We start from the raw sequence: 20,719 nt of genomic DNA, 5'->3' as shown, positions 1-20,719 counted from the left end.
AAATATTTTTTTGAATAAAAGCACGTATTTACCCTGTTTTTTTCAAAGAATTACTCAATAACCATAATCCGGTCGTTTAATCCCACCTTCATGCCATTTTCCACGAATACTTCTTTCACGACTCCATCCGTCACCGAACGTATCTCATTCTCCATTTTCATCGCCACCAATACACAAAGCGGATCACCCCGCTTCACGAGATCTCCCTTCTTTACATACGTCTTCAAGATAACTCCCGGCATCGGTGCCTGTACCACCTGACGCCCTACGGATTCAGCAGCAGTGCGGGCATTATGTATCTTCTCCATTTCTCCCTGCAATTCAATCTGATAAAGCTCCCCTTTATTCATAATCGTATATGAATTATTGGAAGAAGGAGAAATCTGCACTCCATGCGAGTGATGATCGATGATGATCGAATGAATGGAGTCACCACCCATATTATAATCGACCTCATATATCTTACCATTGACCGCAATCTTCTTGATTGGCCCGTCCTCCAGAATTTCTACCTTATATTCACTGTCCGGCATATCCTGAAGCTTGGCGTAATATGTAGCTAATGTTGTACCCATAACCAATTCCGTTATTTTTTAATTTTCAATTCTCAATTTTCAATTTAATAATTATTAGCAGTCATCTGCAATTTACCGTAATACTTCCAGAGCGATTCGCCTACTACGGGAAGTGTAGTGGCACGGGAAGCCGCTTCTTTCTCCCTCTCGTAGTGTCTCACTGCGGCAGCAATGACAGCCACAGTCGGATCAGTATTCTGACGACGTTTCAGATCTTCCTTATCAAAACGCGTATCGATAAATGTCGTATCGTATTCACCTTTCAGGAAAGCCGCATTCTTCAATACACGTTGATGGAAAGGAATTGTCGTTTTAATTCCCAGAATCTTATACTCTCGTAAAGCACGTGCCATATTGGAAATGGCCGAAGCACGGGTACGTCCCCAACAACAAAGCTTTGCAATCATCGGGTCATAATGCAAAGAGACCTCAAATCCCGCATAAGCGGCACTGTCAAGACGCAGGTTACGGCCTTCGGGAGCTTCACGTACAGTAATCACACCGGGAGAAGGCATGAAGTTATTCTCCGGATCTTCGGCGTAAATACGACATTCGATCGCTGCTCCGCTAAACTGTATATCATCCTGTTTATAAGGCAACGGATTTCCGGCAGCAACAGTAATCATATCCCGTACCAGGTCAACGCCTGTGCACTCCTCCGTCACAGGATGCTCCACCTGCAAACGGGTATTCATCTCAAGGAAGTAGAAATTCTGATCTTTATCCATCATAAACTCCAATGTCCCGGCACTGTAATAACCTATTTTCTTACAGGCTTCCACAGCTACCTTCAACATCTTCTTTCTCGTCTCTTCTTTCACAAAAGGAGAAGGACTTTCTTCTATCACCTTTTGGTTACGACGCTGAATGGAACATTCACGTTCATACAGATGAACGACATTTCCATACTTGTCTCCCATGATCTGAACTTCGATATGATGCGGATTCTCAATATATTTTTCAATATAAACCGCATCATTGCCAAAGGAGGTCCCTGCTTCGGATTGTGACAAACGGAGAGCTGTTTCCACCTCTTCTTCCGTACGTACCAGACGCATCCCCTTGCCTCCACCTCCCGCAAGTGCTTTCAACATAATGGGGTAGCCGACTTCATTAGCGACCTTCTTCACCTCATCAATGCCCTGTACGGGCGTTTCGGTTCCGGGCACAATGGGTAATCCTGCTTCACGCATAATCTTACGGGCTTCCGTCTTGATTCCCATTTTGGAAATAATATCCGCACTCGGTCCGATAAAAATCACTCCCTCTTCTTCACAACGACGGGCAAAATCCGCATTCTCTGACAGGAAACCGTATCCCGGATGAATAGCGGCTCCGGTCTTTTTGGCAATGGACAATATCAATTCCGGCTTCAAGTAAGAGGTATCTTCCGGCGAATTGGAAATGCAATAGGCTTCTTCTGCATAACGGACATGCAAAGCCCCGCGATCTACATGGGTATAAACAGCCACTGTCGAGATATTCATCACCCGGCAAGTGCGGAAGATACGCATCGCTATCTCACCCCGGTTGGCTACTAATATTTTCTTTATCATAATCTTTTTCTTTTTAGAAATAAAAACTTAAAAGAGCAATCAAATAATATTAGGCACGGATTACGCGGATTACACTGCTTGCAGAATAAAGGTTACCACATAAAGCAACCGTGAAATCCGCGTAATCCGTGCCTAAATTCAATCCATAAACAAGCCTAAAGCGGTAGGTTAGAATGTTTCTTAGGAGGATTCGATTGCCGTTTGTTGGCAAGCATCTCGAAACTTCGAATCAACCGCAAACGGGTTACCGCCGGATCGATCACTTCATCCACATATCCCAGTTCCGCCGCCCGGTAAGGATTGGCAAACTTTCCGCGATAATCATCCTGAAGTTCTTTCCGTTTCTCTTCGGGTTTCTCGGCTTTATCTATTTCCTTACGGAAAAGGATATTCACAGCTCCATCCGGTCCCATCACTGCGATTTCGGCAGTAGGGAAAGCAAGATTTACATCTCCACGGATATGCTTGGAACTCATCACATCGTAAGCACCACCGTATGCTTTGCGGGTAATAACCGTCACTTTCGGAACCGTAGCCTCGCAATAAGCATAAAGCAGTTTTGCCCCGTTACGGATAATTCCACCATATTCCTGATCGACTCCCGGAAGGAATCCCGGCACATCTACCAATGTCAGTAAAGGAATATTAAAAGCATCACAGAAGCGGACAAAACGGGCGGCTTTGACAGACGCATTGATATCCAGTGTACCAGCAAGCACCAATGGCTGATTAGCCACCACTCCCACCGTTTTTCCATTCAGGCGGATATAACCCGTCACAATATTCGCAGCATATTCTGCCTGAAGTTCGAAGAAACTATTATCATCAGCCACCGCTTCTATCATCTCTTTTATATTATATGGCTGATTCGGATTGGCCGGAATCAAATCTGCCAGTTCCGGAGTCAGGCGAGTCGGCGAATCGCTGGTCGCTACAAACGGAGGCTCTTCCATATTATTCCCCGGCAGATAGGAGATCAATTCGCGAATATAATTGATGCACTCAATATCATTCTCCGCAGAAAGATGGGCTACACCGGACTTTGTCATGTGCACGCCTACTCCGCCGAGTTCTTCTTTAGTCACTTCTTCCTGTGTCACGCTTCTCACCACATCCGGTCCTGTAATAAACATATAACCGGAGTTTTTCACCATCAGAATAAAATCGGTCAATGCAGGAGAATAAACCGCACCACCGGCACAAGGTCCCATGATCGCGCTAATCTGTGGAATCACTCCGGATGCCATAGAATTGCGCAGGAATATCTCGGCATATCCGGCCAAAGAACGTACCCCTTCCTGAATTCGCGCGCCTCCCGAATCATTCAATCCGATGATAGGCGCTCCCATCTGCATAGCCATGTCCATCACTTTGCAGATCTTCTTAGCGTGCGTTTCTGAAAGAGCTCCTCCAAATACGGTGAAATCCTGTGCGAATACATAAACCAAGCGCTTGCTAATCATACCATATCCCGTCACCACCCCGTCTCCGGCAAATTTCTGCTTTTCCATACCGAAATCGGTACACCGATGGGTTACCAACTTATCCAGTTCGATAAACGAACCTTTCTCTAATAATAAATCGATGCGTTCACGGGCGGTCAGTTTGCCCACAGAATGTTGTTTTTCAATGCGAGCGTCTCCGCCGCCTTTTTCTGCTTTCCTGTTCAGTTCTTCCAAGTTGTTAATAAGCTCTTTCATAGGCTGTAGTTATTAAAGTTGTATGTGTGTGTAAAAATAAACAGTAATAAATGAAATCATTGTCATATTGATTACACAAAGGTGCTTTTATATAATGAACGCATCGTGTACGGAAATTGTTAGCATTTATGCCTTAAAACATCTTTTTCTATTTATTCAGGAAGCTTTTTTTGCAGGTTGCGACAACAAATGTCCATGCTTTTCTGTTTATCGCTTATCATTTTTAATAAAACCTATACCCTAACAAAATGAGAACAATTAAAATCTTATTAGCAGCCGGTTTCCTGCTCGTGTTCGGTACAAGTATTCATGCACAGGTACAACGGAATGAAACCTATCTACCCAAATTTGCCATCAAGACCAATGCTCTCTATTGGGCCACTACTACACCCAACTTAGGAATCGAAGTGGGACTGGCAAAGAAACTGACTCTCGACATATCCGGTAATTACAATCCGTGGAAGTTTGGTGACGACCGTCAAATCAAGCATTGGCTCGTTCAGCCGGAATTACGCTATTGGCTCTGCGAACGTTTCAACGGAAGTTTCTTCGGTTTGCACGGACATTACGGAGAAATGAATGTCAGCAATCTGAATATATTCGGAATGGGACATGACCGTTACGACGGCAATCTGTACGGAGCCGGCATTTCCTATGGATACCAATGGCTCATAAGCAAGCGCTGGAGTATGGAAGCAACCATCGGCGTGGGATATGCCCGTCTGGAATATGATAAATATGCCCGTGATTGTAAATGTGAAAAGCTGGGACACAACACCCGTAATTATTTCGGCCCGACTAAAATCGGTCTTAGCTTCATTTATGTCATCAAATAATCGAACTTTCTAAAACTTATAATGATGAAAAGAAAACTTATTTATCTATTTATAGCTCTTGCAGCCACTATTCTGCCGGCTCATGCACAAAAATTCCTGAACGATGCGCTCACTCTCTCAAACGTATCTTTATGGCAACAAGGTAACTCTCTTTATGTCGGCATGACTTTCGACATGAAGAATCTGACAATAGGTTCCGCCCGAAGTTTAAGCCTTATCCCCCTGCTGACGGACGGACAGCATAATGTACCTTTGCAAGAAATCATCGTCAATGGTAAAAGACGCGAAAAAGCATATATCCGCGGTCTGGCAATAACCAAGCAAGAACCAACCGCCATTATCGTTCCTTATAATAAAAGGGAAACTTTTAATTATACGCAGGTGATTCCTTACAAACCCTGGATGGCTAATGCCAGTTTGCAACTTGTAGAGAATTTATGCGGATGCGGCAATTATCAGGAAATGAATGCACAGGAACTGATTACCAATGATGTATCTACCGAAGCCAAACGCTTAAGTGCCATGTCTCCTATCATTGCCTATATCCAGCCAACCGTAGAAGTGGTCAAAAACCGTAGCGAACAATATGAAGCTCATCTGGATTTCCCGGTCAACAAATCGGTAATTCAGACCGACTTCATGAACAATCATGCTGAATTGGTGAATATCCATGCCATGTTTGACAAAATACAGAATGACCGGAACCTGACTGTGAAAGGTATCAGTATCGAAGGTTTCGCCTCGCCGGAAGGACCTCTTGCCTTCAATGAACAGCTTTCCAAAAAACGTGCGGAAGCTTTGAAGGATTATCTGGTCAAGAACGAAAAAGTGTCTTCCAAACTATATAAAGTGACTTTCGGTGGAGAAAACTGGGACGGATTGGTAAAAGCACTCCAATCTTCTTCGATGAAGGAGAAGGAAACATTCCTGAACATCATCAAGAATACGACTGACGATGCCAAACGTAAACAGGAAATCATGCGTGTAGGTGGCGGAGCTCCTTACCGTAGCATGCTGAAAGAGATTTATCCGGGATTGCGTAAAGTAAACTGCAAGATCGACTATACCGTTGTCAATTTCGATGTTGAACAAGGGCGTATCATTATCCGGGAAAATCCGAAATATCTTAGTCTGAACGAAATGTATCAGGTGGCCAACAGTTATCCGAAAGGCAGCAAAGATTTTGTGAATGTATTCGATATTGCCGTACGTATGTATCCTACTGACGCCGTAGCTAACCTGAACGCAGGAGCCGTCGCATTATCACAAAAGGATTTGAATGCAGCAGTGAAGTTTATGGAGAAAGCCGATCATAATACTGCCGAGTTTATAAACAATACCGGAGTCTACAATTTCCTTAACGGAGACATCAACCGTGCCATGGCTGCATTCGAACAGGCAGCAAAGCTAGGTAACGAAGCTGCCCTTGCCAACTTAAAACAATTACAACAAATTTTAAGTGTGAAGATGAAATAAACAGAAAAATCTATTTATTCAACCGACCAAAGTGGGGCGTTCGTTTGTTATATCAATAATAAACGACGTTCCACTTTTTAAATCTGATAATTATGACCTTGATCCTTGCCGTTATTCCTGTGTTACTGTTGATTATACTGATGGCATTTTTTAAAATGTCAGGTGATAAAAGTAGTATCATTTCTCTGATTGTGACGATGCTGATTGCTCTTTTCGGCTTCGCTTTCTCGGTAGACAATCTGTTTTACTCCTTTTTATATGGAGCATTAAAAGCGGTCTCTCCTATCTTAATCATTATTCTGATGGCTATTTTCAGTTATAATGTATTGTTGAAAACTGAAAAGATGGAGATTATTAAACAGCAATTCGCTTCTATTTCTACCGATAAAAGTATTCAGGTGTTATTACTGACTTGGGGATTCGGAGGTCTATTGGAAGCTATGGCCGGCTTCGGAACAGCAGTAGCTATTCCGGCGGCAATTCTTATCAGTCTGGGATTCAAGCCTATCTTTTCGGCAACGGTGAGTCTGATTGCCAATAGTGTAGCCACTGCTTTCGGAGCAATCGGAACTCCGGTATTGGTATTGGCCAAAGAAACGAATTTGGACGTATTGCATCTTAGTACGAATGTCGTATTGCAATTATCCGTTTTAATGTTCCTGATTCCGCTGGTTCTACTTTTCCTTACTGACTCCAAACTTAAATCGCTCCCGAAAAATATATTCCTGGCTTTATTGGTAGGCGGAGTTTCTTTAGTCAGTCAATATCTGGCTGCTAAATATATGGGTGCTGAATCTCCGGCCATAATCGGCAGTATTCTTTCTATTATCGTAATCGTTGTTTATGGAAAACTTACTGCATCCAAAGAAGAGAAAGCACGAAAAAGCCATCTGAAAACGAAAGATATATTAAATGCATGGAGCATTTATTTACTGATTCTGTTTCTGATTATCCTGACCAGTCCGCTCTTTCCGGGATTGCGTCATACTTTAGAGAACAATTGGATTACGAGAATCAGTCTGCCTATCAATGCGTCCACCGTCAATTATACTATTTCCTGGCTGACTCATGCCGGAGTATTGCTTTTCATCGGTACTTTTATCGGTGGATTGATTCAGGGGGCTAAAGTAAAAGATCTGTTCATCGTTCTTTGGAATACCGTGAAGCAGTTGAAGAAAACATTCATTACGGTTATCTGCCTCGTGGGGTTATCTACTATCATGGATAGTTCCGGAATGATCGCTGTGATTGCCACAGCACTGGCTACGGCTACCGGAAGTTTGTATCCGTTATTTGCTCCGGTCATCGGTTGTCTGGGAACATTTATCACCGGAAGCGATACATCTTCCAACATCCTCTTCGGCAAGTTGCAAGCAAGTGTGGCAGGACAGATTCATGTCAGTCCGGATTGGCTGTCTGCGGCAAATACAGTAGGCGCTACAGGTGGTAAGATTATCTCTCCGCAAAGTATTGCTATTGCCACTTCTGCCGGAAACCAACAGGGAAAAGAAGGTGAAATACTGAAAGCGGCTATTCCGTATGCATTAGTATATGTAGCGATTACCGGAATTATTGTTTATATTTTCAGTTAATTCCCCCAAAAATAGAAGAAGATAATAGTACCGTTAACAAAGCGAGATAATGCGTGACAATATTTCCGTTTAGCCATTAGATGGCAAAGCATTTAGCTCATTTTGGTACGGTTATGAGTGAAATTATAAATAAGGAATTAGGCACGGACTACACGGATTTCACGGTTTTTAGTGTTATCATTACTGCAAAGTAACCGCGTTAATCCGTGTAATCCGTGCCTAAATATATTCTTTTCTAATCTGGTTTTTAAAGGGTGAATAGACAAATTTTAGCGTTCAGTAACTATCCGAGGGAAGTTTTGCCAAGAGTTTCTGTCAAATTGCTATTTTTTACTCCCTTTATATCCCCTATCTTTGCAACAGAGAAAACAAAAAGAAAGAATAGTATATGAAACTAATGAAAGGTTTATTGAGTGCTTTTGCCGTTGTATTGGCAACCACAGCTTGTGCAGGCAATAGCGGAGAAAATAAAAAGAGTAATGAATCAACTAAGGAGGACAATAAAATGGAAGTAGTAGCATTAAATAAAGCAGATTTTTTAAAGAAAGTATATAATTATGAAGCCAATCCGAACGATTGGAAATTTGAGGGCAGCCGTCCTGCCATCGTAGATTTCTATGCTACCTGGTGCGGTCCATGTAAGGTGATGCACCCGATTCTGGAAGAACTTAGCAAAGAATATAGCGGTAAAGTAGATATCTACCAGATTGATGTGGACAAAGAACAAGATCTGGCAGCGGCATTCGGTATCCGCAGCATCCCTACCCTATTGATGATTCCGATGAAAGAGGAACCTAGAATCATGCAGGGAGCTATGCCCAAAGACCAGCTTAAAAAAGCAATTGATGAATTTCTTCTGAAACAGAATAACGAAGCAAAGCAATAGACTTCGACTTTTTTCTCGCCATGGTGACTGCCCTCTATTCGTCTTTTGAAGATGGATAGAGGGCTAGTTCTAATTAGGCTCATTATAGTTTTCTCTGAACACCGTCGTCACCAACAACGTAATAAACCCCATTGTCTATCAATACAGCCCGTCCACGCTTTTTCTTCCGATTCTCCTTATTGTCAACATTGACAGCGATGACTTTACCATTATAAAAGGTTGAAATATCCTTGAAGATAGTGTGCCCCACAAGGATGTGTTCTACCATATAACGATCCAACATCATTTGTAAAGAGTCCTGTACCAACGGTTTATACTTGGGATCTTCTCTCACCAGGCCGCGATACCAGATCGGACCGTCATTGCCATACAGAAAATCAGTCAGTGGAGAAAGCGCTTTACGCTCTTTTTTGCTCATGAAAAGTGCCCGGCTCATTTCCTCATTCACAGTGGGGATATTCAAGTCCTTATCATAGAATAATTTTCCTAATCCGGCATGTACATATAAATCGGTTCCAATGATTTGCATTGTATTACGTGTTGCAAGCCAACGCCCCAATTCGGTATTTGTGCCGAATAATGAAGGATATTCCACTCCCAGTTTTTCTGCCAGCAATTTATATTTATCTTTTGTATAGCGAAGATCGTTGGACAACACCAGAGCCTCATGGTTTCCCAAAAGGAAAGAGACATGACCTCCTGCTTTAGCCGCTTCGTCTTCCAATTTATAGAACAGCCAAAAGATCTGCAGTACATCCTTGCCACGGTCGAAAATATCCCCGATAATCACCAAATGATTGCTACCGAAATTCCATTGATAGTTATCATTAATCACTCCATTTCCTTGCAACAGACTAATCACACAATCCAGCCGCCCATGAGGATCGGACATCACAAAAACTTTTTCCGGACGGGTATATTGCCACTCCGGTCTTTTTAATGGATGGAGTTTTACATCAAACGGATACCGTCCCTCATGATCCGTCACACGGAAACTGAAATCTTTAGGTAATGTCGCATAAGTCTTATCTGTAATCCGTCCTTTCTTATTGACATTAATAACCCGTGTACTACCGTCTGCCTGATAGAGTATATAGGGTCCGTCACCAGACAATTTCTCTTTTTTCTCTTTCTTCTTATCTCCTGAATGATAAGTTCCGGCCTGAATGCCGGAACTTATTAAAACGAGAACAAGAGTGGAAAGAAATAATCTCAAAAAACGAGTACTCATATTCTTTTCTTTCTTGAAGTTTATTTTTTAATCGTTACTAATTCTCCTTCGTCATTGATGGCTTTAATATCATCTCCTTCAATAACTACGGCACGAGTTTCTTTTTCAAAAGCCTTGGGATGATTGACACAAATATCATATACCTTTTTATCATAGGTATACTTCACACGACTATTTTCCGTATGACCAATAATAATACGTTTGACATCATATTGAGCCAGAAGTTTATCTACATCCGCTTCTTTTATCGGACTGTACTCACTGCCAGTCTTAACCATTCCGCGATACCACAACGGACCGTTATAACTATCACTATAAAGGAAATCGGCAATCTCCGGATATTGTTTTTTCCGTTCCTCTTTTGAAAGGTAAATGCTCTTGCTCACCAGTTCATTGATTTCGGGAATCGTCTCTTCGCGTTCCATAAACGCCTTACTCAATCCTGCATGAACATAAAGGTTTTCACCTACAATCTGAATGGTGTTTTTAGAACGCAGCCAGTTACCCATCACATTCGTCAGTCCCCACATCTTTCCATAGGTCATGTTCATCGCTCTTTGCGAAAGAGTGTTGTACTTGGCATACGTATATTTCAGATTATCACGCATTATCATTTCTTCGTGATCCCCCAAGATGGTTGTCACTCTGCCACCAACGGCTTTCGCCTCAAATTCCAATTTGTATATGAGCCATAAAATAGGAAGCACATCTGCCCCACGATCGAAAATATCACCATCAATCACCAAATGGTTACTGCCATATATCCATTCATATTTATCATTAATCACTTCCCCTGTTTTCAGAATAGCGGCAAACAAGTCGAAACGCCCGTGAAGGTCGGATACGGCAAATGTTTTAGCATACTCTGTACGGTCTTCCCATGCCGGACGTTCAAAATTCTCAATCTTATTAATGGGTACCTGAAAAAGGAGTTGATTATCATCCGAATACACATCCAGTTTCAATCCGGCCGGTAATCCGGACTCTTCACGAATGTTCAATGCATTATCTTTAGTCACTTCCAGAATTTTAAGTTTACCGTTTTCATAGAAAAGGTAAGGACCATCATTACGGAAATGAGTGATTTCAGCTATATCCGGTCCCACGGGAGTCAGATCTTCCCCGCACGAATAAAAGGTCGTGATGAACAAACCCAAAAGGAAATAGATGCTATATATCTTTTTCATAATTTCTATACGTTAATGCGTTAATTAATGCAATTCATATTCCGGATTCTGAACCATGTTTTCATTGTACTCCATTTCGTGATTAGGAACAGGAAGAACGATTTTATAATAACTCCAATCAAACTCAACTGCTTCATTGGGAACTTCGCTCAAATAGTCTTCACGTATCACTTTCTTGTTGTTTCTAAGCAGATCAAAGAAACGTTGTCCCTCGCCCCAGAATTCAATGCGACGCTGTTCAAGCACCAGATCCAAATTTATGTCTTCGTCCGCCACAGCATCCAGGTCCTTGCCCGTACGTGCATAAATCGGTTTCAGATACTTGCGCGTATTAGGTATATCATTCTTCTTAACCGCAGCTTCAGCCGCATTCAGATAGAGTTCCGACAAACGGAAAACCGGGATATTGGCATCTTCATACGATTTAGAACCTTGTGCCGGATATTTCAAACAATAAGGTTTACTGCTACTTGCCGTAGAAACCATCTGACTACGGACATCATCGGAATTATCTTTCATGTAGTCTTTCCAATACTTTTCGGTAGCTATCAGATTATATTTCGTGCTAAGATAACCGATGGATGATTTTCCCGGACTATCAGTTGTCAGATTCACAATTTCGAACAACAGTTCACTATTGAACGGAGTAGCCCATATCTCAGCATATTCATCATTGGTCCACAACTTATAGCCTTGTTTTTCGGCACCTTTGACAGCTTCAGCAGCCACATTATACGCCTCACCGTCATTACCCATGTAGAGGTAAACCCGGCTCAATAATGTCATTGCCGCCCATTTATTGATTTTACCCTCTTTCTTTACCGGACGAAGCAGCTTCACTGCATCTGTCAGGTCGTCTGTGATGGCCTTATAACATTGGGCAGTCGTATTGCGGGAAGGTTTGATATTCTTATCTTCTACCACTTTATCAATAATGGGCACAGCCAATGATGCCCCGTTATCTTTCAGATAAGGATACCCGTAAATACGTGTCATATCGAACAGCAATAAAGCACGTATTGCCAAAGCCTCTCCTTTCAAATCATTATAATACTCCTGCTCTGTCAGTTTCTCCAGTTTCGGAGTTGTAATTTCCCGATCGGGAACAAGCTTTATCTTTTCAATATCCCTGAATAAAATGTTCAGGTTCTTACCAATACCGTAGTACATTCCCCAGAAGCCACTAGGTCCATTCGTCTTATTATACTTGAATGTATAGAAACTGACATTGGTGCTGGAAGACTTATAAGATTTCATGTCATCTCCCCTCAAATCACCATAGCAGAACATATCCGCTCCATAATAACTGGATGACTGCATACTGCTGTATGCACCGTTCAGCACAAATTCAAAATCCCTTAATTCGGTCAATGAACCGTCGGTTTCTATAGCTGTGGAAGATTGCAAATCTAACCAGTCATTTCCGCAACTACTCAATAAGGTTGCAAAGACACCTAAAGCTATATATTTTATCTTTTTCATACTTATTCATTTATAGATTAATGCACTTAGAATTTCACTTCCAAACCGAATGTATAGGTTCTCATCGGAGGAGTATCCCAACTAGGTGATGAACCCGATTCGGGGTCAATATAATCGTATGCCGCCCAAGTTAGCAGGTTATTGCCCGATGCATACAGACGTATATTGTCTATACCCACTTTCCGGGTCCATGTCTTCGGCAGTGTAAAGCCGAAAGTCAGATTCTTCAGACGAACATAATCTCCACTATATAAACGGCGTGTCGTAGCATAGTCTGTCATTGATATAGATCTACCGATCACAAAACGTTCAATGTTAGTTTCATCGCCCTCCTTCTGCCAGCGTTTCCGGTAATAAATAGGAATGTTCAGTGTTCCGTTGCCACCATGTTCCAGTTTGCTTGCCGAGCCGTCATAGTTCCATGCTCCAAAAGAGAAATTCACGTTAAAATTCAGATCAAACCACTTATAAGAGATGCTGTTACCCAGTCCACCGGTGATAGTAGGATCGGCACATTGCAGTATCACTTTTTCCGCACTACGAGGATCTTTAGTAGTTTCTTTGTTCAGGTTTCCATTTTCATCCGTCGTATTCTTATAAAACATCGGTTCGCCGTCTGCCGGGTCGATGCCTGCAAATTCAATCATGTAATAGGTAGAATAGGGCAAACCGACCTTATGAATAGATGTCCCGCTGGTTACTTGTTTCAAATCTCCGTCCAACTTCAGGATTTTATTGGCATTATGTCCCAGATTCAAACTGGTGCTCCAACGAAAATCTTTTGTCTCGATATTAGTTGAACGAATTTCCAATTCATATCCCTTGTTTTGTAATTTACCAATATTGGCAAGATAACTGGAGAAACCTGTTGCAAGAGATAATGGACGGCTGTAAAGCAGGTTTTTCGTTGTACGGACATAATATTCAAATGTAACATTCAGCCTGTTGTCGAAGAATCCCAAGTCGATACCGGAGTTGAAGTTGTAGTTGGTTTCCCAAGTCAGTTCCTTGTTTTCCAGTTGCGACTGCGTGATACCCGGATTGTCATTATAATTACTGGTCAGACTGCTCAATCCCATATAGCCATAATAAGAAGACGGCAATGTTCCGTTCACACCGTAAGAGACTCTAAGTTTCAGGTCACTTAACCAGTTCTGAAGAGGTTTCATAAAACTCTCGCTACTCACTCTCCATGCACCGGACAATGACCAGAAATTTCCCCAACGATTCTCTCTTGCCAATCGCGAACTTCCGTCTGTTCTCCAACTCGCTCCCAGATAGTATTTGTTGTCATAGTCATAGTTGGCACGTGTGATATAAGAAACAATACGCGTCGTACTGTTAGAACCTCCCATACTCTGATACACTACACCATTGTTCACTTCCGGTTTATCCCAGCGTGCAAAATTAGAGATAGTAGTTCCCAGCCCATCCGACTCCTTACTGTTGATTTCATAACCAGCCAAAAGGTCCAGATTATGTTTTTTCTTGATCTTTGTCTGATAAGTCAGGATATTAGACCATGTCATATTGGTAATATCATTGTAATCCTTGCTGAAACGTCCGTTATCATCGTCACCGTCACTGGTGCGCGGATCTTTCCATGCACGAGACTTATTCATCACAAAATCATAGCTAAATGTAGACGCAAACTTGATTCCTTTCCAAATATCGAATGATGCATATACAGTATTGAAAGATCGAGTCGCATATTCTCTCTTAAAATTATAAGAATTTGATAACATCGGGTTACGGTCATCCAATTTGATTAATGCACGGTTCCAAGTGCCGTCTTCATTCCATATAGGGTCAGACGGTGTGGCTCCATTACGCGTACCGTAAATTGGAGAAGTATACGATGTACCCTCCGAATAAGTATCCTGATTCACTTTGGAGAACTGTATCTTTGCACCGATATTCATCCATTTAGCCATCTGATAGTCTACATTCAAACGTGCAGAAATACGTTCCAGACCGGAGTTTATCGTAACACCATCCTGCTTCATATAACCAATGGACGTATAGTATTTAATCTTTTCCTGTCCGCCGGAAGCTGAAAACTCGTAATTCTGGTGGCTACCATTACGGAACAAATAATCATCCCAGTTCACAAAACCACACCAAGGAATCGGTGCATACTGGTCAATATTCGAATCGGCATAAGCCCATGCTTCATTCTCGGTCATTCCCTGATGAAGTCCTACCTCATCATCGGTCTTACCGCTATAAGTTAAAGCATAATTCCGAAGCCCCTCGTGAATCAGGTTACGACGTTCCTGTCCGCCCATCAATTCGCGGAAAGGCATGGCAAAATTAGAGAAGCCCCAATCCGATTTCAATTTAAAGACCGGTTTACCTGCTTTTCCTTGTTTCGTGGTAATAATGACAACACCATTCGCTGCACGCGAACCATAAAGTGAAGCAGCAGCGGCATCCTTGATAACAGTGATGCTCTCAATATCCGATGTATTCAAGGTAGACATTACATCCAAACCGGAATCACTACCGGATGCACCAATATTACCTGACAATACGGGAATACCATCCACCACATACAGCGGAGAATTGGAGGCATTGAACGACCCCATACCACGGATACGGATGGACGTTGACGAACCCGGTATACCCGAACCGGTATTCACGCTGACACCGGGAGCCGCACCCTCCAACATCTGTTGGAAAGATACATTAGGCACATCTTTCACAACATCTGTCTTTACGATACTGGCAGAACCTGCATAAGCCGATTTCTTGAAAGTACCATATCCCGTTACAATCACTTCGTCCAACAGGTTATTATCCACTTTCAGGATTATACTCATCGGCTTGCCGGGAGTTGCAACGACTTCCTGTGACGTATAACCGATATAAGAAACCATCAGAGTCACTTTCTTGTCTGTAACTTCCAGATGAAAATTACCATCCATATCAGTCATCATACCGTTAGTTGTACCTTTCACGATGACATTAGCTCCGATTATCGGCTCTCCACTATCTTCAATTACTTTCCCTGTAATCGTATATTTCTCACGTGCAACAGTTTCCGTCCTAACGGGTTCAGCCTTACGGATGGCAATTACTCCATCATGAACCGTATAAGTCAGTCCGCTATTTCGCAGGCACTTGTTTAGCACTTCAGAAATCAGCTCATTCTTCACATCCAGATTTTCCACTCTGACTTTCTTCGCATCATTTGTGCTGTAGATAAAGGTAAAGTCCGTTTGTTTCTGAATTTCCCAAAGAACCTCATTCAGTGTTACATTTCTGAATTTGGCTGTAACCGTGGTCTGTGCGAATACAGATGCGCGCATCAGCCCTGAAGTCGTAATACAGAGAAAAAGGAACATCATACAAAGACGTTTTCCATATTTCCCAAATCTGGCAACATTACGTAGTTTTTCCATAAAACAGGGATTAATGATTAGTGAATATTTTGATAGTTTTTCCTTCTACTGTGACAGTTACTCTACCCGTTTGCTCCAACAATTTCACCAATGGGGTAATCTCATTATAGCGGTTAACATAGCAACCGAAGCGTAACTCCTTGGTCACCTCATTCTCATAGACTACATCCATATCATACCATCTGGCAAGAGTTTTCATGATGTCATCCAACCGCTGATCTTTGAAATTGATCTTTCCATGTATCCATGAAGTATAAAATGCAGTATCTACATTGCGTACATTGATCTGGTTGCTGCCCGGAGTAATACAAGCCTGTTCCGATGGTTTCAAAATCCGGTTACTTCCATTTTCAGTCTGTACTTTTACAGAACCGCTGACAAGTGTAGTCTGATATTCTTCGTTTGGGTAAGCTGATATATTAAAAGTAGTTCCTAATACTTCTATTTTCATCCCTTTGGTTTGCACGATAAAAGGCTGTCCGGTTTTGCTTACTTCAAAATAGGCCTCTCCTTCCAGTTCTACCAAACGGCGATCCTGTGCAAACTGAACAGGGAACCGAATGGAACTCATGGAATTCAACTGTACTTTACTTCCATCGCTCAACGTCAGCTGATATTCACCACCACGAGGAACATTTACCTTATTATATGCAAGTTTCTCGGATGTCCGGGCGGGAGCCTGCTGATAATTCAATGCTATAGAATCCACCTGAATGACTGTACCGTCTTTTTCTTTCAATTCCACACCGGAGGTGGACTTCAAATCAATTGCTTCTCCATTATCCAGAATAAGAACGGCTTTCTTACCACCCGGAACAATTTGCTCCGTTGCTTGAGATAACGGCTGGGGTTCATTACCGCTCTTATATATTGCAACAGTAGCAATAGCCACCGGAAAGATGAAAATGGCAGCATATTTACATATATTCAATATCCGGTTTCTGAACCGATGGCGTTGGATTTTTCTTTGCACTCCCTCCCATCCGTCCTCTGCATGGAAAGTTTGCCGCTTCTGCATATTCTGCTTTATGTTCTCTTCTTTGCAGATTTCCTGAAAAAGGCGTTCGTTTTCGGGTGATTCATTTCTCCACCGGGTCAATACCGCCTGTTCCTCTTCCCCAATTTCATCAGATAAGTATCTGGCAATGAGTTTTGCAATATAGAAATGTTGGTTTATCATAATTCACATGTTTTAATCGTTGTTTATACTAAAACAGGTGAATTGAAAATCAGGGTGTATTGAAAATGTTTTTTTTAAAAAGAAACTATAAAAAGTAAAAAACCAAGTAATAATAGTCTTTCAAATATACACGTAATTTACGGTAGGCAATCTTTTTCTGGGAGTGTACCGTTTCGCCGGAAATATTCAGTGTTTCAGCAATTTCCGGATTGCTTTTTCCTTCAAGCGCCAGTTGCATAATGCTTTTCATTTGTGGTGGCAGTTTTTCAATGGCCTCCACCAATATCCGGTAACTTTCTTCTGCTATGACCTTGTCTTGAAAAAAAGAATCTTTACTCATTTCCAAAACTTTCTGTGCATACTCGTTCATTACCTTGGTATGCTCCAATTCATTCAAAGATTTATTGCGTACTGACGTATAGAGGAATGATTTAATCTGATGCACATACATGAAATCATCGCGCAACTGCCACAACTTCACAAAGCACTCCTGAACAATATCAGCCGCTAATGCATCATTTTCGACATACTGATTAGCAAACATACATAGAGATATGTAATATTTGTCGAATATAGAACGAAACTGCGTCTCATCAGTTAACTTAATACTAATATAGTCTGTTGTGCCAATCACGTATTCTTTATTTTGGTTACAAATATACCATTTGAAAATTATGTAACCAAACAAAAATGAAAAATCACAATCTTTGTTTCATTACAAAACCCTCAAAAAAGTCGTCCCGGTAACTATTACCAATAGCAATTTCATACGATTTTATAAATATATCATTATTGTCAAATGATTCGATGTGATCGGTATTGACTATATAGGATTTATTCACCCGCAAAAAAACAGATTTGGGTAATAAATCGAATATAGCTTTCAGACTCATGCGAGTAATGATACGCTGGTCGTTCAGTTGAAGAATGACGTAATCTTTCAATCCCTCAATAAAAAGAATATCGGAGAAATTCACTTTGAAATACCGGCGTTCTGCCTTTACGAAGAAATATTCAGCGGCAACAATCGTTTCGATAGCTTCTTTCTCTTCTTTCAATAATAGAGAATGGTAGGATAACGCTTTATCCACTGCCTTTTGAAAACGTTCCGCTTCGACAGGCTTGATCAGATAGTCGATTGCATCTACTTCATAGCTATCCAACGCATATTCTGTATAAGCTGTGGTGAAAATAACCAGTGTCTTTTTGGAAATCGTACGGGCAAACTCTATTCCTGTAATCCCGGGCATCTGAATATCCAGAAAAACCAGATCGACTGCCTGTTGCTCCATAAAGTCGGAAGCAGTTGCAGCACTGTTAAAACTGCCTATCAACTGGAGGCTATCGAGTTCGTCTATCAATAACTTCATGGCCTCACGTGCCAAGGGTTCATCATCTACAATGATACAATTCATAATGTTATACTTAAAATTACAGAATAGAGATTTTCATCTTCTTTTTGTTCCAACTTATAATGTTCAGGATACAGTAATCCTAACCTACGCTGAATATTGGCAAGTCCGATTCCACCGACTTTACCCTGCCGGACTGCAACAGCCGGTTTAGAATTCTCACACCGGAATTCCAACCGGTGAGCATCCACCTTAAAAAAGACATGGACATACGAAGAATGCTCACTATCAAAACTATGTTTCACCGCATTTTCCACAAAAGGAATGAATAATAAAGGCTGAATCCAAATGGAATCCACTTCTCCCTCCTGCCTCAACGTAAACTGGAAATTGTCACGGCGTATCTTTTCCAAATTCAGATAGTCATTCAGGAAACGGATATCCGAAGCCAACGAAACTCTTTCACGCGAACTGTCATTAATCTGATACCGTAGCAAATCTTCCAGTTTGAAAAGTACTTTGGAAGCTTCTTCCGGACTTTTCTTTATCAGGACATTGGCATTATTCAGCATATTGAAAAGGAAATGCGGATTGATTTGATTCTTGAGAAATGTCAGTTCGGATTGCAAAGTAGTGGACTCGAGTTCGTCAATGCGCAGATTGTAGCGAAGCCAATGGGTAAACAGAGATATTGTCGTGGAACCTGCCGTGAGAAATCCGATAGTGAGCAACCCGGAAATCACATTGATAGCAGTTGTATACGGATCAGGATTACCCGGCAGAATCACCTCGAAAAGCAATCCTTGAGTAACCGAAAGAAAGATAATCACTGCTATATTTGTAGCTAAAGCCGCCAGCACATACCTCCCCCAACGATTCTTCAGCAAAAGACAGGGAACCAATAAATATAAATTGACATATATCACTATGTTCATTGATGCAAAATACACAAAGCATCCTCCCAAACGACGCCAGAGGGAAACACCCTGCAAAGGCTCATACCCAAAAACATTGATGGCAATCAACAAGAGCACCGCCTGTAACAGCAAATGCCTGTATATCCTGTAATGAGGACTCAACAGAAAAGAGGGGACTGTCAACTCTTTTATGCTTTTATCATTCCGGTTTCTGCCCGTCCTGCCTTTATCATCTTCTTTCCATCCCATCATTCGCCTCCTTTCAGTTCCAGTTGTATACTACATTCCGTCAATAATAGCCCGTAACGATTGCCATACAGCAAGTTCAATCTCTGTCTGATTTGTTCCAGCCCTCTATCCGCCGACAGATTGACTTCCGGACAAAGGCAAGTAAACCGTATCGTGCCCTGTTCCGCTTTCAGATGGATATTCAAAGAAACAGGAGCCGATACCTGCTGTTCACTTATCTGCTCCACTATATGTTTCACAAAAGGAACGAAAAGCAAGGGCGGAACCAACATCCGGTTCACGTCTCCTTCCGAAGTAAACAAGTAGCTGAACCGAGGCTGAAAATTCTGTTCCAATGTCAGGTAGTTGGTAAGGAAAGTAATTTCACTGCCAAGCAAAACTTTGGCCCTACTGCAATCATAAAGTTGATAACGGAGCAACTGGCTTAATTTCATCAATATCTTCGAGGCTGTTTCCGGATCGTCCTGCGTGAGTTGTCCCGCACGATGCAGTGTCTTGAAAAGGAGTTCGGGACTCACCTGTTCCTTCAACTGCTCCACTTCCGACAGCACATGGGCTTTTTCCATTTGCGAGACACGCTGATGGTCTACCATCCACTCTTTCAAAAGCAACGTCACCGCCCCTCCTATCATGCAGAGCGTGGTCAGCAAGAAGGAAGAAATATAATCCATTATCATAGGTAGCGAGAAGTAATATTTCCGCACCTGAAGCTCCGGCCAATTTGAGAAAACAGTATATTCCGTTACCATCTGCATTACGAGTGCGGCTATCATGGCCGCAGAGAGCAGTGACAGATAAACCAGATAACGTCTTTTCAGCAAATATTGCGGAAATAAGTGAAAAAGATTCAGATAGATCACGGCAAGATAGGCGAGCAGGTACAAAAAGGTAAACACATAAACCCATCCCCCCAATACCTCCCGGTAGTCTATAAAAATAATAAAGACCTGATTTAAGGAAATCACACTTAATATGGCAATAAGCAGCAGATAACGCCCCCATCGAAGCTCCGGGCTTGTGAGAAATCGGTACAATAAGGTGGATTCTTTACTTGCCGTAGCAGTTTCAGTTATCATTCATTTTATATTTAAAAGAC

Annotated in this window: 16 protein-coding genes; 4 read left to right on the top strand and 12 right to left on the bottom strand. The window is 41.8% G+C overall.

Going from position 1 to position 20,719, the window contains the following annotated elements; translation table 11 throughout:
• Nucleotides 1–50 precede the first annotated feature (50 nt).
• From I2I13_RS10720 to I2I13_RS10710, 3 genes are all read right to left on the bottom strand, one after another.
• The gene (locus I2I13_RS10720) at nt 51–575 is read right to left on the bottom strand and encodes a biotin/lipoyl-containing protein (RefSeq protein WP_148364888.1); all 525 of its coding nucleotides are present in this window, start codon (nt 573–575) and stop codon (nt 51–53) included.
• 44 nt (nt 576–619) lie between these two features.
• A complete protein-coding gene (gene accC, locus I2I13_RS10715; RefSeq protein ID WP_148364887.1) occupies nt 620–2,131 on the bottom strand; it encodes an acetyl-CoA carboxylase biotin carboxylase subunit in 1,512 nt (503 codons plus the stop codon).
• Nucleotides 2,132–2,286: 155 nt separating this feature from the next.
• Complete coding sequence (locus I2I13_RS10710; protein ID WP_195649470.1) at nt 2,287–3,831, bottom strand: acyl-CoA carboxylase subunit beta; 1,545 nt, start codon at nt 3,829–3,831, stop codon at nt 2,287–2,289.
• A gap of 248 nt (nt 3,832–4,079) precedes the next feature.
• On the opposite strand from I2I13_RS10710, the gene I2I13_RS10705 reads away from it, so the two are divergent.
• The 4 genes from I2I13_RS10705 (at nt 4,080) to trxA (ending at nt 8,621) form a co-directional block, all read left to right on the top strand.
• Nucleotides 4,080–4,667, top strand: a complete 588-nt coding sequence (locus I2I13_RS10705) for a DUF3575 domain-containing protein (protein ID WP_195649469.1) — start codon at nt 4,080–4,082, stop codon at nt 4,665–4,667.
• 24 nt (nt 4,668–4,691) lie between these two features.
• A complete protein-coding gene (locus I2I13_RS10700; protein ID WP_148364886.1) occupies nt 4,692–6,143 on the top strand; it encodes a DUF3868 domain-containing protein in 1,452 nt (483 codons plus the stop codon).
• Nucleotides 6,144–6,235: 92 nt separating this feature from the next.
• Nucleotides 6,236–7,735, top strand: coding sequence for an L-lactate permease (locus I2I13_RS10695; protein ID WP_074637674.1), 1,500 nt, complete (start codon nt 6,236–6,238; stop codon nt 7,733–7,735).
• A 388-nt stretch (nt 7,736–8,123) separates the two neighbouring features.
• Nucleotides 8,124–8,621, top strand: coding sequence for a thioredoxin (gene trxA, locus I2I13_RS10690; RefSeq protein ID WP_004304142.1), 498 nt, complete (start codon nt 8,124–8,126; stop codon nt 8,619–8,621).
• A gap of 82 nt (nt 8,622–8,703) precedes the next feature.
• Here trxA and I2I13_RS10685 read toward each other — a convergent pair whose 3' ends face one another.
• The 9 genes from I2I13_RS10685 to I2I13_RS10645 all read right to left on the bottom strand — a co-directional run bounded on the left by I2I13_RS10685 (nt 8,704) and on the right by I2I13_RS10645 (nt 20,699).
• Nucleotides 8,704–9,852, bottom strand: coding sequence for a metallophosphoesterase (locus I2I13_RS10685; protein WP_195649468.1), 1,149 nt, complete (start codon nt 9,850–9,852; stop codon nt 8,704–8,706).
• Nucleotides 9,853–9,872: 20 nt separating this feature from the next.
• Nucleotides 9,873–11,039 carry a metallophosphoesterase gene (locus I2I13_RS10680; protein ID WP_195649467.1) on the bottom strand — a complete coding sequence of 389 codons (1,167 nt, stop codon included), beginning with the start codon at nt 11,037–11,039 and terminating at the stop codon, nt 9,873–9,875.
• 24 nt (nt 11,040–11,063) lie between these two features.
• The gene (locus I2I13_RS10675) at nt 11,064–12,521 is read right to left on the bottom strand and encodes a RagB/SusD family nutrient uptake outer membrane protein (protein WP_195649466.1); all 1,458 of its coding nucleotides are present in this window, start codon (nt 12,519–12,521) and stop codon (nt 11,064–11,066) included.
• A gap of 26 nt (nt 12,522–12,547) precedes the next feature.
• On the bottom strand, nt 12,548–15,925 hold the full coding sequence (locus I2I13_RS10670) for a TonB-dependent receptor (RefSeq protein ID WP_195649465.1): 3,378 nt from the start codon (nt 15,923–15,925) through the stop codon (nt 12,548–12,550).
• Nucleotides 15,926–15,935: 10 nt separating this feature from the next.
• Entirely contained in the window at nt 15,936–17,105 is a 1,170-nt protein-coding gene (locus tag I2I13_RS10665) for a FecR family protein (RefSeq protein WP_195649464.1), read from the bottom strand.
• Between the two features lie 85 nt (nt 17,106–17,190).
• Nucleotides 17,191–17,739, bottom strand: coding sequence for an RNA polymerase sigma-70 factor (locus tag I2I13_RS10660; protein WP_148364879.1), 549 nt, complete (start codon nt 17,737–17,739; stop codon nt 17,191–17,193).
• 64 nt (nt 17,740–17,803) lie between these two features.
• Nucleotides 17,804–18,520 carry a LytTR family DNA-binding domain-containing protein gene (locus tag I2I13_RS10655; protein ID WP_195649463.1) on the bottom strand — a complete coding sequence of 239 codons (717 nt, stop codon included), beginning with the start codon at nt 18,518–18,520 and terminating at the stop codon, nt 17,804–17,806.
• The gene (locus tag I2I13_RS10650) at nt 18,517–19,626 is read right to left on the bottom strand and encodes a sensor histidine kinase (RefSeq protein WP_370540820.1); all 1,110 of its coding nucleotides are present in this window, start codon (nt 19,624–19,626) and stop codon (nt 18,517–18,519) included. Before I2I13_RS10650 ends, I2I13_RS10655 begins: the two co-directional genes overlap by 4 nt.
• The gene (locus I2I13_RS10645; protein WP_099147290.1) at nt 19,623–20,699 is read right to left on the bottom strand and encodes a sensor histidine kinase; all 1,077 of its coding nucleotides are present in this window, start codon (nt 20,697–20,699) and stop codon (nt 19,623–19,625) included. Before I2I13_RS10645 ends, I2I13_RS10650 begins: the two co-directional genes overlap by 4 nt.
• Nucleotides 20,700–20,719 lie beyond the last annotated feature (20 nt).

Source organism: Bacteroides sp. D55t1_190419_B8 (assembly GCF_015558905.1).
Lineage (GTDB): Bacteria > Bacteroidota > Bacteroidia > Bacteroidales > Bacteroidaceae > Bacteroides > Bacteroides vicugnae.
This window is presented reverse-complemented; position numbering and strand designations above follow the sequence as displayed.

Excerpts from the sequence above, each read along its gene's own strand:
- I2I13_RS10720 (WP_148364888.1), bottom strand. The coding sequence starts at position 575 with ATGGGTACAACATTAGCTACATATTACGCCAAGCTTCAGGATATGCCG.
- accC (WP_148364887.1), bottom strand. The coding sequence starts at position 2,131 with ATGATAAAGAAAATATTAGTAGCCAACCGGGGTGAGATAGCGATGCGT.
- I2I13_RS10710 (WP_195649470.1), bottom strand. The coding sequence starts at position 3,831 with ATGAAAGAGCTTATTAACAACTTGGAAGAACTGAACAGGAAAGCAGAA.
- I2I13_RS10705 (WP_195649469.1), top strand. The coding sequence starts at position 4,080 with ATGAGAACAATTAAAATCTTATTAGCAGCCGGTTTCCTGCTCGTGTTC.
- I2I13_RS10700 (WP_148364886.1), top strand. The coding sequence starts at position 4,692 with ATGAAAAGAAAACTTATTTATCTATTTATAGCTCTTGCAGCCACTATT.
- I2I13_RS10695 (WP_074637674.1), top strand. The coding sequence starts at position 6,236 with ATGACCTTGATCCTTGCCGTTATTCCTGTGTTACTGTTGATTATACTG.
- trxA (WP_004304142.1), top strand. The coding sequence starts at position 8,124 with ATGAAACTAATGAAAGGTTTATTGAGTGCTTTTGCCGTTGTATTGGCA.
- I2I13_RS10685 (WP_195649468.1), bottom strand. The coding sequence starts at position 9,852 with ATGAGTACTCGTTTTTTGAGATTATTTCTTTCCACTCTTGTTCTCGTT.
- I2I13_RS10680 (WP_195649467.1), bottom strand. The coding sequence starts at position 11,039 with ATGAAAAAGATATATAGCATCTATTTCCTTTTGGGTTTGTTCATCACG.
- I2I13_RS10675 (WP_195649466.1), bottom strand. The coding sequence starts at position 12,521 with ATGAAAAAGATAAAATATATAGCTTTAGGTGTCTTTGCAACCTTATTG.
- I2I13_RS10670 (WP_195649465.1), bottom strand. The coding sequence starts at position 15,925 with ATGGAAAAACTACGTAATGTTGCCAGATTTGGGAAATATGGAAAACGT.
- I2I13_RS10665 (WP_195649464.1), bottom strand. The coding sequence starts at position 17,105 with ATGATAAACCAACATTTCTATATTGCAAAACTCATTGCCAGATACTTA.
- I2I13_RS10655 (WP_195649463.1), bottom strand. The coding sequence starts at position 18,520 with ATGAATTGTATCATTGTAGATGATGAACCCTTGGCACGTGAGGCCATG.
- I2I13_RS10650 (WP_370540820.1), bottom strand. The coding sequence starts at position 19,626 with ATGATGGGATGGAAAGAAGATGATAAAGGCAGGACGGGCAGAAACCGG.
- I2I13_RS10645 (WP_099147290.1), bottom strand. The coding sequence starts at position 20,699 with ATGATAACTGAAACTGCTACGGCAAGTAAAGAATCCACCTTATTGTAC.